This window comes from Sorangium sp. So ce204 (assembly GCF_051526795.1).
Classification (GTDB): Bacteria; Myxococcota_A; Polyangia; order Polyangiales; family Polyangiaceae; genus Sorangium; species Sorangium cellulosum_B.
Map to the genome: position 1 here is coordinate 7008180 of NZ_CP150317.1, position 15756 is coordinate 7023935.

At 72.3% G+C, this 15756-nt stretch carries 12 protein-coding genes; 6 read left to right on the forward strand and 6 right to left on the reverse strand.

Features of this window, described 5'->3' with window-relative positions; all coding sequences use genetic code 11:
- The first annotated feature begins 753 nt into the window (after positions 1–753).
- The 4 genes from WMF22_RS26160 to WMF22_RS26175 all read left to right on the forward strand — a co-directional run bounded on the left by WMF22_RS26160 (position 754) and on the right by WMF22_RS26175 (position 6582).
- The gene (locus tag WMF22_RS26160) at positions 754–1905 is read left to right on the forward strand and encodes a CgeB family protein (RefSeq protein ID WP_437292730.1); all 1152 of its coding nucleotides are present in this window, start codon (positions 754–756) and stop codon (positions 1903–1905) included.
- 65 nt (positions 1906–1970) lie between these two features.
- A complete protein-coding gene (rlmN, locus tag WMF22_RS26165) occupies positions 1971–3140 on the forward strand; it encodes a 23S rRNA (adenine(2503)-C(2))-methyltransferase RlmN (RefSeq protein ID WP_012237467.1) in 1170 nt (389 codons plus the stop codon).
- A gap of 117 nt (positions 3141–3257) precedes the next feature.
- Positions 3258–4658: an acetyl-CoA carboxylase biotin carboxylase subunit gene (locus WMF22_RS26170; protein WP_437292732.1), complete on the forward strand. Its 1401-nt coding sequence runs from the start codon at positions 3258–3260 to the stop codon at positions 4656–4658.
- A 148-nt stretch (positions 4659–4806) separates the two neighbouring features.
- Positions 4807–6582 carry a phospho-sugar mutase gene (locus WMF22_RS26175; RefSeq protein WP_437292733.1) on the forward strand — a complete coding sequence of 592 codons (1776 nt, stop codon included), beginning with the start codon at positions 4807–4809 and terminating at the stop codon, positions 6580–6582.
- 15 nt (positions 6583–6597) lie between these two features.
- Here WMF22_RS26175 and WMF22_RS26180 read toward each other — a convergent pair whose 3' ends face one another.
- On the reverse strand, positions 6598–7374 hold the full coding sequence (locus WMF22_RS26180; protein ID WP_437739244.1) for a chlorite dismutase family protein: 777 nt from the start codon (positions 7372–7374) through the stop codon (positions 6598–6600).
- Positions 7375–7886: 512 nt separating this feature from the next.
- On the opposite strand from WMF22_RS26180, the gene WMF22_RS26185 reads away from it, so the two are divergent.
- The gene (locus tag WMF22_RS26185; protein WP_012237471.1) at positions 7887–8492 is read left to right on the forward strand and encodes a hypothetical protein; all 606 of its coding nucleotides are present in this window, start codon (positions 7887–7889) and stop codon (positions 8490–8492) included.
- Between the two features lie 295 nt (positions 8493–8787).
- On the forward strand, positions 8788–9534 hold the full coding sequence (locus WMF22_RS26190; RefSeq protein WP_437292735.1) for a TenA family transcriptional regulator: 747 nt from the start codon (positions 8788–8790) through the stop codon (positions 9532–9534).
- A gap of 453 nt (positions 9535–9987) precedes the next feature.
- On the opposite strand, the gene WMF22_RS26195 is transcribed toward WMF22_RS26190, so the two are convergent.
- The 5 genes from WMF22_RS26195 to WMF22_RS26215 all read right to left on the reverse strand — a co-directional run bounded on the left by WMF22_RS26195 (position 9988) and on the right by WMF22_RS26215 (position 15748).
- Entirely contained in the window at positions 9988–10371 is a 384-nt protein-coding gene (locus WMF22_RS26195; protein WP_437292736.1) for a response regulator transcription factor, read from the reverse strand.
- Between the two features lie 209 nt (positions 10372–10580).
- On the reverse strand, positions 10581–12191 hold the full coding sequence (aroB, locus tag WMF22_RS26200) for a 3-dehydroquinate synthase (RefSeq protein ID WP_438031546.1): 1611 nt from the start codon (positions 12189–12191) through the stop codon (positions 10581–10583).
- A 5-nt stretch (positions 12192–12196) separates the two neighbouring features.
- The gene (gene aroC / locus WMF22_RS26205; protein WP_437292738.1) at positions 12197–13381 is read right to left on the reverse strand and encodes a chorismate synthase; all 1185 of its coding nucleotides are present in this window, start codon (positions 13379–13381) and stop codon (positions 12197–12199) included.
- Between the two features lie 52 nt (positions 13382–13433).
- Positions 13434–14363 carry a glutamate racemase gene (gene murI, locus WMF22_RS26210; protein ID WP_437292739.1) on the reverse strand — a complete coding sequence of 310 codons (930 nt, stop codon included), beginning with the start codon at positions 14361–14363 and terminating at the stop codon, positions 13434–13436.
- Positions 14360–15748 carry a homoserine dehydrogenase gene (locus tag WMF22_RS26215; protein ID WP_438031547.1) on the reverse strand — a complete coding sequence of 463 codons (1389 nt, stop codon included), beginning with the start codon at positions 15746–15748 and terminating at the stop codon, positions 14360–14362. The genes murI and WMF22_RS26215 overlap by 4 nt, the downstream gene beginning before the upstream one ends.
- Positions 15749–15756 lie beyond the last annotated feature (8 nt).

Below are 15756 nucleotides of genomic sequence, written 5' to 3' on the forward strand. Positions count from 1 at the left end.
GCGCAGCGCGCTTGCTGCCTTCCTGCTCCCCCGCCCGATTTCTCCGCGAGGCCAGGCGCCCCTGCCCGGCCGAGGCCGCCGGTCCGCCGTCGAGCTCGGCTGGACGGCGGAATCCCCTGCCGCCGGCCGCGTCCCCAGGCCCCGTCGCTCCGCGGCGTATGCGTCCGACAGCGCGCGCCGGCCTGGGCGGCGCTTCGCCAGCGCTGCCCCGGCGTTCCGGAGCAGGGCTCCCCCGTCGACGCTCCGTTCGACCAGCAGCCGTCACCGACCATTGCGACAACGCCCCTCTTTTTCTCACCATCATCGCTTCTGAACAGCGTTTACCGCACAGGCCGGTTCCTCTGCGATGCGAGGACGGTTGCCGTCGGGTGCTTTACCCGAACGAGCCGCGTTATCCCGGAGCAAGCGGCGATTTCGCGCGCTTCGTCGTCACGGGAAAAGGGCGGGCCTCACCGCCCGGCGTCTGACGAGGAATACGCACCTTCGATCAAGAAACTGCATCTCACAGCATTGCAGAGGGTGAGCACGCATGTTAATCCCGGGTGCGCTCGTCGCCGCGCCCTCTCGCGCGGCGCCAGGGCAACTGGATCGGCGTGCCGCTCGTTTTGCGCGTGTTACGCATGTTGCGCACGTCGCGCAGGTGTCCGCGAGGCGTCTTTCGCCTCTCCGGGGCCGCCGCGGTGTACCTCGGGACCGGCGCATTCCGGGCCGGCACGCCATCTGGGATCTCTCAACCCTTGCCGCCACCACGTTATGACGACAACTACCTACCGCTATGTCTTCCTGGGGCTCTCCATCACGTCTTCGTGGGGCAACGGCCACGCCACGACGTACAGAGCGCTCCTCCGGGCGCTCGCGTCGCGCGGCCACCGGATGCTCTTTCTGGAGCGGAACCTCCCCATCTACGATCAGCACCGCGACCTGCCCAACCCGCCTTACGGCACGACCGAGCAGTACTCGAGCATTACCGAGCTCCGCGATAGATTCTCACGCGCCGTGCGCGAAGCCGATCTCGTGATCGTCGGCTCCTTCGTACCGGAAGGGGCGACGGTCGGGGCATGGATCACGGAGGAGGCCCGCGGAAAGGCCGCGTTCTACGATCTGGACACCCCCGTCACGCTGGGCCGGCTGGCGCACGGGGATCACGCGTACCTGACGCCGGCGCTGATCCCGCGGTATGATCTCTATCTGTCGGCGACGGGGGGCCCGACGCTGGAGCGGCTGGAGCGCAGCCACGGCGCGGTGCGCGCGCGGGCGCTCTACTGCTCGGCGGACACGGACGTGTACCATCCCCAGCCGGCGCCGATGCGCTGGGATCTCGGCTACCTCGGGACCTACAGCGACGACCGGCAGGCGGCCGTCGAGCGGCTCCTCCTCGAGCCGGCGCGGCGCATGCGCCGCGGGCGCTTCGCGGTGGCGGGCGCGCAGTACCCGGCGTCGCTCGCGTGGCCGGAGAACGTCTCCCGGACGGAGCACCTCCCGCCGGACGAGCACCGCATCTTCTACAACTCCCAGCGCTTCACGCTGAACCTGACCCGCCGTGCGATGGTCGAGTCCGGGTGGTCGCCGAGCGCGCGCCTGTTCGAGGCGGCCGCGTGCGGGACCCCTGTCCTGAGCGACACCTGGCCGGGTATCGAGACGTTCTTCCAGCCCGGCGAGGAGATCCTGCTCGTGCGCTCGCCGGAGGACGTGCTCCGGAAGCTCAGGGAGATGAAGGAGGACAAGCGCCTCACGGTGGGCCAGCGGGCGAGGCAGCGCGTCTTCGCCGAGCACACGGCGATGCACCGGGCCGAGGCGTTCGAGCGCTACACCCGCGAGGTGCTCGAGGCCGCCAGCCGGACGCGCGCGCGCCGCGAGCGCGACGGGCAGCTCACGGCGCCCCAGGTCGAGAGCCAGAGCGGCTGACGCTCTGGCCTGGTCGCCCGCCTGCTGCCCTTGCCGCTGGGGGCGGCGCGCAGTAGTCCAGGCAGGTGCGCTCCACGCCGCTTCACCCTGTCGCCCGGCTGCCTGAAGAATGGTCGGCCTCGCTGGCCGCCCGCGGAGAGCGGTCGTTCACGGCGAAGCAGGTATTCCAGTGGATCCATCGCCGCGGCGTCCTCGATCCGGCCGCGATGACGAACCTCCCGGCGCGGCTGCGCGAGCACCTCGCCGCGGAGGGGCTGGGCGAGGTGCTGACGCCCGAGCGGGTTCATCGCTCCGAGGACGGCACGCGCAAGCTGCTCCTGCGCCTCCGCGACGGCGCGACCATCGAGACCGTCCTGCTCCCGTCGGTGTCGGGCCCCGGCTCGCAGGCGCAGCTCGACGCCGACGCGGCGGCGGCGCTCGATGACGACGAGGACGACGATGCGGCCGCGGAGGCGGGCGCCGCGCCGCGCGTCCGCGTCACCCAGTGCATCTCGACGCAGGTCGGCTGCGCCATGGGGTGCGGCTTCTGCGCGAGCGGCGTGGCGGGGCTCAAGCGCCACCTCGGGGCCGAGGAGATCGCGGGCCAGGTGCTCCTCGGGCGGGCGATGCTCGAGGAGGGCGAGGAGCTCCGCAACGTCGTGTACATGGGCATGGGCGAGCCGCTCCACAACTACGAAGCGACCGCTCGCTCGCTGCGCCTGCTCACGCACCCGGAAGGGATCAACCTCTCGACGCGGCGGGTCACGGTGTCCACGTCGGGCCTCGTGCCCGAGATCGCGCGGCTCGGAGCGGATTTTGGCGGGCAGATCGCGCTGGCGATCTCGCTGCACGCCGCGGACGACGAGACGCGCTCGGCGCTGATGCCCATCAACCGCAAGCACCCGCTCGACGAGCTGCTCGCGGCGCTGCGCGCTTACCCGCTGCCGCGGCGCCGGCGCATCACCATCGAATACACGCTGGTCGCCGGGCAGAACGACGATCCCGCCGAGGCGCGGCGGCTGGCGAAGCTCCTGCGCGGGCTCCCGGTGAAGATCAACCTCATCCCGATGAACCCGATCGAGGCCTCCTCGCTGGGCCCGCCCGCCCAGGAGCGCGTGGCGGCGTTCCAGGAGGTGCTCACCCAGGCGGGGTACTCCTGCTTCGTTCGCCGCCGGCGCGGCGATGACGTCTCGGCGGCCTGCGGGCAGCTCGTGCTGCTCGGGGCCAAGCCGAAGGTGCGGCGGGCGCTCGGCTGACATCGCACGATCGCACGCTCGCACGCTCGCGCGCGCCGCCCCCCGGGAGCGCGCGAGCGAGCGCCGCCCGCAGCGGGTGGCTTGACGCGCCGCCGCGCGGGGGCGTAGCTGTCGGCCGTGTTGAAGAAGATCCTCGTCGCCAACCGTGGAGAGATCGCCTGCCGCGTCCTCCGGACCTGCAAACGGCTCGGGATCGCGACGGTCGCCGTGTACTCCGACGCGGACGCGAGCGCGCCGCACGTCGCGATGGCCGACGAGGCGGTGCGCATCGGGCCGCCGCCTGTCCGGGACAGCTACCTGGTCATCCATGCGATCATCGAGGCGGCCCGCGCGACGGGCGCCGACGGAATCCACCCCGGGTACGGGCTGCTGAGCGAGAACCAGGCCTTCGCCGAGGCCGTCGTCGAGGCCGGCGTCACGTTCATCGGTCCGCCGACCACGGTGCTCCACGCGTTCGGCGACAAGATCCTCGCGCGGGATCACGCGCGCGGGGCCGGCGTGTTCCCGCCGCCGGGCACGGGCGGTCCGGTCGACCCCGCCGACGTCGAGGCCGCCCAGCGCGCCGCCGAGAGCATCGGCTTCCCGCTGCTCGTCAAGGCTGCGGGCGGCGGCGGCGGCATCGGCATGCAGGTCGTCACCGATCCAGGCAAGCTGTCGCGCGCCCTCACCGCGTGCTCCGACCGCGGCCGCGCGGCGTTCGGGGACCCGCGCGTGTACATGGAGCGGTACATCGAGCGCCCGCGCCACATCGAGGTGCAGGTGCTCTGCGACGGGCAGGGCGGCGCCGTCGCGCTCGGCGAGCGCGAGTGCAGCGCGCAGCGCCGGCACCAGAAGATCGTCGAGGAGACCCCGTCGCCGGCCGCGTTCTTCCAGGGAGCGGCGGGCGAGGTCCGCCGGAAGGAGCTCCACGACAGCGCCCTCCGGGTCGTGACGGCCGCCGGCTACGTCGGCGCGGGCACCGTCGAGTTCGTCGCGGCGGAGAGCGGCGAGCTCTTCTTCCTGGAGGTGAACGCGCGGCTCCAGGTCGAGCACTGCGTCACGGAGATGTGCACCGGGCTCGACCTTGTCGAGCACCAGATCCGCATCGCGTCGGGCGAGCCGCTCGCGCCGGAGGTCCGGGACCACACCTACCGCGGCCACGCCGTCGAGGCGCGCCTCTACGCGGAGGATCCGGCGAAGAAGTTCGCCCCCCAGCCCGGCCGCATCACAGCGCTCCGCTGGCCGGCCGCCGGGGACGACCTTCGGATCGAGACAGGCGTCGCCGAGGGGCTCGAGGTGACGCCGTTCTACGACCCGCTGCTCGCCAAGATCGTCGCCCACGGCCCGACGCGCGACGAGGCGATCGCTCGCCTCGACCGGGCGCTCGCCGAGACGACGATCGAGCTCACCGGTCCGGTCGGGCCCGCCGCGACCAACCTCGCGTTCCTCCGCCAGATCCTGCAGGACGGTGATTTCCGCGGCGGGCAGTACGACACGCGCTTCGCCGAGGCGCTCGCTGCCGGCAAGAAGGCCGGATGACGCTCGACCGAGCGGACTGAGCGGTCCGAGCTGGACCCGCCGGCTACGTCGGCGGCGGGCCGGCGGGTCGGCGCGCGGCGGTCACCGCCCGCGGCTGAATCGCGCGCTCGTGGTGCAAACCACGGCCGGCATGAACTAAATACCAGGCGTGAGCCACGACTTCGTCCTCGAGCCCGCCGAACGCTGGCTTGCCCACGACCCCGATCCGGAGACCCAGAGCGAGCTGCGCCAGCTCATCGACGCGGCCAGGGCGGGCGAGGACGGCGTCCGCGCCGAGCTCGCCGAGCGCTTCGCCGGCCCGCTGGAGTTCGGCACCGCGGGCATCCGCGGCGTCCTCGGGGCCGGCGAGAGCCGGATGAACCGCGCCGTCATCCTCCGCACGACCGCGGGGCTCGCCCGCCACCTCCTCGAAACGATCGGCGACAAGGCGCGGAGCGCCGGCGTCGTCATCGGCTACGACGGTCGCCGGATGAGCCGAGAGTTCGCGGAGGACACCGCCTGCGCCCTCGCCGCCGCGGGCATCCCGAGCCACCTCTCGCCCGTCCCCTGCCCCACGCCGATCGCCGCGTTCGCGGTCGGCCACCTCGGCGCGGCCGCGGGCGTGATGGTGACGGCGAGCCACAACCCGCCCGAGTACAACGGCTTCAAGGTGTACTGGGACAACGCCGCGCAGATCATCCCACCCCACGACACCGGCATCGCGACGGCGATCGACGCCTCGCCGCCGGCGGATGAGGTCCCCCGCATGCCCCTCGACGAGGCGAGGACGCTCGGGCTGGTGCGCGACTTCCCCGAGGAGCTGGAGCGGAGCTACCTCGGCGCGATCCGCGGCCTCGCGGTGCGGAGCGACGGGGATCGCGACCTCTGCATCGTGTACACGCCGCTCCACGGCGTCGGCGATCGCCTGGTCCGAAAGGCGCTCTGCGAGGCCGGCTTCACGCGCGTGGCGAGCGTGCCCGAGCAGGCCGAGCCGGACGGCGCGTTCCCCACGGTCGCGTTCCCGAACCCCGAGGAGAAGGGCGCCATGGACCTGGCGTTCGCCCTGGCGAAGCGGGAGGGCGCCGACCTCGTCCTCGCCAACGATCCCGACGTCGACCGGCTCGCCGTGGCGGTGAGGCGCCCTGACGGCGAGTACGTGCAGCTCACGGGCAACCAGGTCGGCGTGCTCCTCGGCCATTACCTGCTCACCGAGGGGCGCGCGCAGGGCGCGGACGAGCGCCGGCTCGTGCTGGCGTCGTGTGTCTCGACCCCGATGCTCGGCGTCATCGCCGCGGCGCTCGGGGTTCACTACGAGGAGACCCTGACCGGGTTCAAGTGGATCGCCAACCGGGCGATGGACATCGAGCGCTCGACCGGCGCCCGCTTCGTGTTCGGCTTCGAGGAGGCGCTCGGCTACACCGTCGGCCCGGTCGTGCGCGACAAGGACGGCATCAGCGCCGCGGCGCTGGTCGCCGAGCTCGCGGCGGTGCGCAAGGCCGAGGGCAGGACCCTGCTCGACGAGCTCCAGGCGATCACCCGCAAGTACGGCCTCTACATGAGCGCGCAGCGCTCGTACACCCTGCGCGGCGTCGACGGCCTCGAGAAGATCGCGGCGATCATGGACGCGCTGAGGAAGAGGCCGCCTGCCGCGATCGGCGGCGTCCCCGTGGTGGCGTGGCGCGATTTCGAGGCGCGCACGCGCACGACGAGCGACGGCCTCGTCGAGCCGCTCGTGCTGCCTCCGAGCAACGTGCTCGTGTACGAGCTCGACGACGGGAGCCGGCTCATCGCCCGCCCGAGCGGGACGGAGCCGAAGATCAAGTTCTACTTCGACGTGCGCGAGGAGGTCGCCGCGGACGAGCCGCTGGGCGACGCCGAGGCCCGCGCGGCGGTGCGGCTCGACGCCCTGGCCCTGGCGTTCTCGGGCCTCGCCGGCATCGGCTGAGGGGGAGCGGCCCCGTCAGCCGCCAGGGCTGCGGAAGGCGGCGCGGCCGACGAAGAACGGGCCCATCTGGCTGATGAACTCCGAGGTCTGGCGGGTCTTCCGCATCGTCTGCACGATGTGGGAGAGCGGGTGGAGCTCCTTGCCGACGAGCCCGATCACGAACTCGTTGTCGCGGGCGTCGAGGCCGTGGCACGCGAGGCGGATGTCGTGGGCGAGGTCCTGGGCGCCGTAGGCCCTGCCGATGGTGCCGTGCTCGCGCAGGATGCTCCCTTGCTCGCGCCCCTCGAGCTTGGAGAACGCGCCGCTGCGGCGGAGCGGGTACCACACCGCCCACGGCCAGGCGGGGTTCAAGACGGTCTCCGCCGGGCGCCGGAGCAGCCAGAAGTCGAGATCCTGCTCGTAGCCGGTCGAGTACGTGCGCCCCAGCATGGTGAAATCGGGGCGGAGCTCCAGGGCCCGGAGCTCGCTGCGGTTGAGCGCCGGGCGGACGGTCTGGACGAAGACGGCGGGGTCCTCCGCCCACGTGAGCACGGCGATCCCGCGCGGATCGTTGATGTCCTCGTAGACGACGGCGCCGACGCGCTGCGACGCAAGCGCCTGGCCGGCTGCGCGGGTCAGCTCCGCCGGATCGGCGTCGCCGGGGCAACGGAACACGAGCAGCTGCATGAACAGCCGGCCGTCGATGACCTGCGGCCGGCCGTCGCGCGGCGCCCCCCGCTCGGCGACGTCGATGTGCGGCAGCTCGGGCTCCGCGTGGCCGGCGGCGGGCCGGCCCGTGGTGGGTTCGCTCATGGGCGTAGGGGTACCGAGGTTCGGGGAGGACGGCAACTGCCAGGCGCAGCACCTCCGCAGGCGGACGCGCAGCACCTCCGCGACGCGCAGCCCCCTACCGCGAGCGCCCGTCGCCGCTGCGAGCCCCCCGTCATCGCGACGAGCGCCCGCCGACGGCCACGACGACCGACGACCGACGAGCGCGGCGCGAAATCACGTAATGCGCATCACACCATTGCGCGCGCTGACGTCTGCGGCGGTCGCCGGGGGTTTGGCGTCTCGGGTCGAAAGGAGAGCTGGACAACCGGCGTGATCTTGCGCAGGGCCACGTCGGCTCGTGTCGCACGGCTGCTCCCACGTAATCATCTCTTGCCATCGAGCCCGACTCACGCTCCCCTGCAAGGTACAACCACGACTCCTGGAGTTGCCCCGACGATGTGCTCCCGGGCAGGGTTTCCCGCCCGAGGGTACGTGCGCCGCGCCCCCGATCGGGCTCAGCTTCGCCGGGGCCTTCCCGCCGTAGGTTCGCCGCGATGAAGACGCACGAGACGAAGACCAAGACCTCGATCCCCGCCGGTAGATGCAAAGGAACGTTGCTGGTCAACCTCCGGTCGTTCGTCACGACGACCCGCGACGCCGGTGCATGGGAGCGCCTGGTGACGTCGCTGCCCAAGTCAGACCGGGACGTACTCTCTCAGCCGCTGCTCGCGAGCAGCTGGTATCCGATCGGCGTCTGGAACCGCGCCTTGCGGACGCACGCGCGGACTGCGAGCGACCAAACCGCTGAGCTCAAGCGGTTTGCCCGCTATGTCGCGGATCGCGACCTCAATACGGTGTTGAAGTTCGCGCTCTCGATCGCCATGCCCGACACGATCGTCGCCCGGACTGGAATGTTCTGGTCGCGCTACTTCGACTCCGGGAAGGTCTTCCCGCGCATGGTGAAGCCGCGGGAGTGGGTGCTGACCATCACAGGCCCGACCGGGGACGACGAGGGGCCCTCCGCGATGAACTGCGGAGAGGGCGTCTGCGGCTGGGTCGAGCAGGCGCTCCTCCTGTGCGGCGCATCCACCCCCAAGGTAACCCACCAGCGGTGCCGGTTTCGCGGCGCGACGGAGTGCCTCTCCGAGGTCGTATGGTGAGCGACCTGAGCGAGATCGGCCCTCTTGTCGTTGCGGCGGCGCCCTCGTTTGCCTATTGACTTGCTCCTTCACCTTGATCCAGACTGGATGCAGGCAGGACACATGTACGCGAAGCCTCCCATGGTGAGGTTCTCGCGCTGCCCCTCTCGTCTTTCGTGCTCGGGGTCAGCATCGTGCCTGCTCTGCGGATTGTCTCCTGACGGCCGCTGACCGGTCAGCCTGCGGGGGTTCGGTGGGGTAGAGGCCGGCGGGCAGCCACGAGGCAGATTGACCCAGCAACCCTACAGGTAATTTCATGCTGTCACCTCGCTCGCAGCGGCACAAGGAAGTCAAGGACAGCCTTCAGGCGACGCCGCACCCGGTCTGGGTCGAGGACATGCTCGAGTCTCTGGCCGACCAGTGGAAGGCTGCGGTCTACACGCCGCCGATCGCGCAGACGATGACGGAGCCGGTCGATCAGGAGATGTGGAAGGGGCTCCTCCGCGAGTTCTTCTGCGTGGTCGAGGCGTTCCCGAAGTACATGGGGCTCAGCCTCGCCAAGACGACCTATGGCCAGACGCCGCGCGACTCCCTGGTGCGAGACTGGCTCATCGGCAACATCCGGGTCGAGGCGCTGCACGTGCGCTGGTACCTCGACTGGGCGGCGTGGCACGGGCACAGCACCTCGGACATCACGAGCCACCGCCCGAGCCCGGAGATCGCGTCGCTCTTCGAGTGGCTCTGGTCGGTGTCGTACCGCGGCTCGCTCGCGGAGGCGGTCGGCGCGGTGAACTATGCGATCGAGGGGGTCATCGGCGAGTGTTCTCGCGTGGTGCTGCCGAGCTTTACGAAGCTCTATGGCGAGGGGAGCAAGTCGCTGACGTGGCTCGCCGCGCATGCGAACTACGATGACGCCCACCCGCGCGAGGCGCTCGAGATCGTGAAGCTCGCGACCACCTCCGCCGAGGAGATCCGCCGGGTGCATTCGAGCATCTCCCGCTCGCTCGAGCTGTTCGAGAAGGCGTTCAGGGCCTGCAGCGTCCCGCACCGCGGCGGCAGCTGACGCGGGCCCCCCTGGCAGCGCCGCGCACGACCGGCGCCGAGCCCGAACGGCGATACGACATCTCCGAAGAACCTCATAGAACCCAAGGCGAGCGCCCCGCGGCGCCGGCGCGCGACGGCGGTAGAGACCGCCGGGATTCCTGCCCTGCGGCCCCACGCAGCACGCGAGAAACGGACCGGATCGAGGCGAGAGACCTCGGAGATGCCAAGATCGCCAGTCGGCCTTCTTTGAGCTCCTTCTCAATGACCAGCGGGCCTCCCAGCCAGTCCCGCCCCCTGCTGCGGTTTCCCCCCGCCCCGCCCCGCCCCGCCCCGCTGTCCGCCGGGGCAGAGCGGCGGTCTCTCGCACAGGAGACGGGCCCAGATCGGCGTTTTCGGCGCGCAAGCGCACTCCTGTGCGCTGAGCACCGAAAACGCCGAGGTGGGCCCGTATCCGAAGCGAGTGACCGCCGCTCTAGCGGCCGTAGACGGCTTTGCGGACCTTTTTCTTGAGATCGTCGAGGACGAAGGGCTTCGTGATGTAATGGCGCGCGCCCGCCTGGATGCCGGCGATGACGTCCATCGGATCCGACTTGGCGGTCAGGAAGATGATGGGCACCCGGCGCGTCGGCTCGTGCTCGCGGAGCCGCTTCGTCATGCTCACCCCGTCGAGCTTCGGCATCATGATGTCCACGATCACCAGATCGGGCCACGGCTCCTGCTGGGCCAGCGCGAGCCCATCGATCCCGTTCGTCGCGACCACGGTGTCGAACTCGTCGCCGAGGAACCGGGCGATCATCGCCGCCGTGTCCTGCTCGTCCTCCACCACCAGGATTCTCTTCTTCGTCGCGGTCACCATCGGCGCCGAGAAAGATAGCGCGGAGCGGACGATGCGGGCGGTGTGCCGGGATTTTTTTCCGAAGAACGTTGGAAACACATCGATTTTATTCACCGACAGCGCACGCGCCGTCTGCGCCGGAGGCGCTCAGCCAGGAGGGCGTACGGCGCCGACGCAGGGGTTTCGCCCGGAGCAGGGCTGTCTCAGGCACACCGCTCGGCGCCCGAGGGTCAGGTCGCGCGGGCGGCCGCGCGCTCGAGGAGCGAGGCGAGGCGATCGAGCGGCATCGGCTCCACGAACGTGCTGCCGATGTCCCGCATCAGCACCGTCCGGACCGACGAGCCCCGGCGCTTCTTGTCGAGCGACAGGAAGCGCAGCGCGGCGGAGACCGGCTCGTCCTCGATCCGGGTGGGCAGACCGAGCCGCGCGAGCAAGCGGGTCGCCCGGTCGGCCGCCGCGCGATCGGTCACGCCCAGCGCGCAGCCGACGCGGAACATGGCGACCATGCCGAGCGCCACCGCCTCGCCGTGCGCCAGCCGGACGAACCCCCCCTCGGCCTCGAGGGCGTGCCCGAGCGTGTGGCCGAGGTTCAGGAGGGCGCGGTCGCCCGACTCGCGCTCGTCGCGGGCGACGATGGCCGCCTTCACGGCGATCGAGCGGCGGATGATCTCGGCGAGCAGGCCGGGGTCGCGCGCGAGGACGCGGTCGGCCTCGCGCTCTAGCAGCGTGAGCAGCTCGGGATCGCCGATGCAGGCCGACTTCACCACCTCCGCGAGCCCGCTCCGGTAGGCGCGGTCGGTCTCGGTGGCGAGCGCCGCCGGGCTCGCGACGACCGCGGACGGCTGGTGGAACGTCCCGACGGCGTTCTTCGCGGGGCCGAGGTCGACCCCGGTCTTGCCGCCGACCGAGGCGTCGACCATCGCGAGGAGCGTGGTCGGCGCCGCGACCCAGCGGACACCCCGCAGCAGCGTGGACGCAGCGAACCCGCCGATGTCGGTCACCACACCCCCACCCTGCGCGAGCACCACCGCGCCGCGATCGGCGCCCGCGTCGATCATCGCCGTCAGCGCCGCCTCGACGGCCGCGAGCCGCTTGTGCTCCTCGCCGGGCTTGAGCACCGTGACGGCCGCGGCCGGCGTCCCCTGCGCCGCGAGCGCGGCGAGCAGCGGCGCGCCCCAGAGGCGGCTCACGTTCTCGTCCGTGACGACGAAGACGGAGGTCGGCGCCAGCGCGGCGATGGCGTCCGCCGTGGACGCCGCCCCGTCGGAGGCGATGCGCACAGCGTAGCTCTTGTCGCCGAGCGGCACGAAGAGCGGGCGATCCGCGTAGGCGCGGAGGACCCGCGCCGCGACGTCCGCGGGGGAGACGCCGTCGGTCGCGACGCGCGCGTGGGCCTCGGCATAGACGGGGGCGCGCGCGGCCAGGAGCTCCCGGATGCGCGCCTCACGATCCGGCGCGCCGTCGAGCAGCGGGCGGTTGCCGTTCGGCGTGCGCGCCGCGATCGTGCGCGGGGTGGCGGTGAGCGCGACGACGCAGCCGCGCTCGAGCGCCTCGGCGCGGAGCGCGGGATCGACGAGGGCGCCGCCGCCGAGGGCGATGATGCGCGGGCCGCGCGCCCCGAGGAGCCGGCGCAGGGTCGCCGCCTCCAGCGCGCGGAAGCCAGCCTCGCCGCGCGTGGCGAAGAGCGAAGGGACGCTCTCGCCGGCCTCCTCGACGATGGCGTCGTCGAGATCGAGGAACGGGAGCCCCGTGCGCGCGGCGGCGATGCGGCCCACGGTGGACTTGCCTGCCCCCATGAAGCCGGTGAGCAGGAGCGGAGGTGCGTCGGAAGGGAATTCCATGGCCTTCAGTAAGAGCGGACCTGCTGGAGGTAGCTGTCGACGTTGCGCGAGAGCTCCGTGAGGCTGTCGCCGCCGAATTTCTCGAGAAGGGCGGCGGCGAGCGTGATCGCCACCATCGCCTCGCCGACGACCGAGGCGGCCGCGACGGCGCAGACGTCGCTGCGCTCGAAGGCGGCGTCGAACTGCTCCTTGGTGCGCACGTCGACCGACGGGAGCGCGCGCTTGAGCGTCGCGATCGGCTTCATGGCGGCGCGGCAGATGAGCGGCATGCCGTTCGTGATGCCGCCCTCGAGGCCGCCGGCGCGGTTCGACGGGCGGGTGAACGCGTGCGCCCCCTGATCGTAGGCGATGGGGTCGTGCACCTCGGAGCCCGAGATGCGCGCGGCCTCGAAGCCGATGCCGATCTCGACGCCCTTGATCGCCTGGATGCTCATCAGCGCCTGCGCGAGCCGTCCGTCGAGCTTGCGGTCCCACTGCACGTGGCTCCCGAGCCCGGGCGGCAGGCCCGTGGCGATCACCTCGAAGACGCCGCCGAGGGTGTCGCCCCGGTGCGCGGCCTCGCGGATGGCGTCGCGCATCGCCTGCGCGGCAGCGGCGTCGACGCACGCGAGATCCGAGGCGCGGGCGCGCTCCCGGAGCTCGGCGAGCGGGAGCTCACCCCCGCCCGAGGCGGCGGAGGTCGGCGACGCCACCGGGCCGATCGACAGGACGTGGGCGAAGACCTCGACGCCGACGGACCGGAGGAGCTTGCGGCAGACGCCGCCCACCGCGACCCGCGCCGCGGTCTCGCGCGCGCTCGCCCGCTCGAGCACGTCGCGCAGGTCCCGCCGGGCGTACTTCAGGCCGCCGGCCAGATCCGCGTGGCCAGGGCGCGGGCGGGTCAGCGCCTCGGGCGGCTCGGGGAACGGCTCGGGGCCCATCCGCCCGGCCCAGCTCGCGTGATCGCGGTTCTCGATCACCATGGCGATGGGCCCGCCGAGCGTCTCGCCGCCGCGCACGCCGGCGACGAGGCGGACGCGATCGGTCTCGATCTTCATCCGCCCGCCGCGCCCGTAGCCGCGCTGGCGACGCGCCAGATCCTCGTCGATGTCCTCCGCGAGGAGCGGCATGCCCGCCGGAATACCCTCGACGGTCGCCACGAGCTCCGGCCCGTGCGACTCGCCGGCCGAAAGCCACCTGAGCTGCGTCATCGTGTGGAAAACCTCCTCCGCGCCCGGAGCCCCGGGCGAAGCTTGCTGCGTATTACAGGTCGATCTGCTCCACGTCGACGCCTTGGGCGGAAAAATGGGAAGAACGGCCGGTGGCGTCTCCGCCAACCTGGGTCGGGGAGCGGACAGCGGCGCCAGCCTGGGTCGAGGGGCGTACGGCGCCGTCCGCAACGACCGGCTCCCCGAGGAACCTGGCCGCCACGGAGGCGAAGCTCTTCGGCAGATCCGTGACGAGCAGCGAGAGGCCGCCCGGCGTGCTCCGGGAGGTCGCGAGCCCCCGCTCGGCGAGGAACGAGGCCACCTCCTCGGCGGTCGCCGAGGCGCTGTCCACGATCGGGAGAGGCCCGCCTGCGAGCGACGCCGTCTCGGCCTCGATGGCCGCGCGGAGGAGCGGGAAGTGCGTGCACCCGAGCACGATCGAGCGGGCGCCCGCGCCGATGAGCGGCTCCAGGTACCGCCGCGCGACGAGCCGCGGGACCTCGCCCTCGAGCCACCCCTCCTCCGCCAGCGAGACGAGCAGCGGGGCCGCCTGGCCGGCGACCTCGGTGCGGGTGCTGAGCGACGCCACGGCGCGGGGATAGGCGCCGGACGCGATCGTCCCGGCCGTCCCGAGCACGCCGATCGTGGCGCCGCGCGACGCGGCGACGGCGGCGCGGGCGCCGGGCAGGATGACCCCGAGGACGGGCAGATCCAGCTCGACCCGGAGCATGTCGATCGCGACGGCGCTCACCGTGTTGCACGCGACGACGATCGCCTTGACGCCGCGGCCGATGAGCACGCGCGCGCAGCCGAGCGCGTAGCGGACCACCGTCTCCGGCGACCGCGTGCCGTACGGGACCCGCGCCGTGTCGCCCAGGTAGACGATGTCCTCCGCCGGGCAGCGCCTGCGCAGCGCGCGCACGACCGTGAGGCCGCCGAGGCCCGAGTCGAACACGCCGAGCGGCGCGTCGCCGTGGGACGTCACGGCTCCTCGATGCGGAACAGGTGCACCGGCTCGCGGAGGAACTGCTCGCGCGCGATCGCGTCGAGCGCGTTCCGCACGAGCCCCTCCCGCGCGTCGTGCGTGATGAGCACGACGTCCACCGCGGGCTGGCGAGCGGCCGCTTCGTCCGCGGGCGCCGCGCCCGAGCCCGAGCTCGTCGGCCCCTGCTGCACGATCTGCTCGATGCTGACGCCCGCGTCGCCGAGCGCGCCGGCGAGGCGCCCCATGACGCCGGGCCGGTCCTCGACCGCGAAGCGCAGGTAGTACCGGGAGACGATCTCGCCGAGCGGGCGGACCGCGCGGGGCTTGATCGACATGCCGCGGCCCTGCATGCCCGCGACGCCCGACGCGATCGAGCGCGCGACGTCGAGGATGTCGGAGACGACGCTGACCGCGGTCGGCAGGTCGCCGGCGCCGCGGCCGTAGACGAGCGACGGGCCGACGGCGCGCCCCTCGAGCAGCACGGCGTTGAGCACGCCGGAGACGTTGGCGAGCACGCTCTGCTTCGGGATCAGCGTGGGATGCACGCGCAGCTCGATGGAATCGCCGAGGTCGCGGCCGATCGCCAGGTGCTTGATGGTGTAGCCGAACCGATCGGCGTAGCGGTGATCGGCCTCCTCGATGCTCCGGATCCCGGAGGTGTGCACGTCGGCGCTGTCGACCTGCGCCCCGAAGGCGAGCATCGCCAGGACGATGAGCTTGTGCGCGGCGTCGTGGCCGTCGACGTCGAGCGACGGTTCGGCCTCGGCGTAGCCGAGCTCCTGCGCCTCGCGCAGCGCGGCGTCGAACGACGCGCCCGTGTCGCGCATGCGCGTGAGGATGTAGTTGCAGGTGCCGTTCAGGATCGCGGTGACGCGCTCGACCCAGTCGCTCGCGAACGCGTCCCGGAGCGTCCGGATGATCGGGATGCCGCCGCCGACCGCCCCCTCGAACGCGAGGTCGACCTGCCGCGCCGAGGCCCGCGCGAGGAGCGCGGGGCCGTGGGCGGCGAGCAGCAGCTTGTTCGCGGTGACCACGCCCTTGCCGCGGTCGATGGCGCGCTCGATCAGCGCGCGCGCGGGCGTCTCGCCGCCCATCACCTCGACGACGACGTCGATCGAGGGGTCGTCGACGACCTCCTCGGGGTTCGTGGTGAGCAGGCCGCGATCCAGGGCGGCGACGCGCTCCTTCTCGAGGTCGCGCACGACCACGCGCTTCACGACGAGGGGGACGCCCGCGCGCTCCGCCAGGTAGCCGGAGTTCTCGGCCAGGAGGCGCAGGACGCCGCCGCCGACCGTCCCGCAGCCCAGGAGCCCGATCTGGATCGGGGCGCCCCCGCGGAGGCGCCTGCGATCGCTGGCGGCGTGAGGTTCAGGGTTCAAGTTCAAGGGCGGAC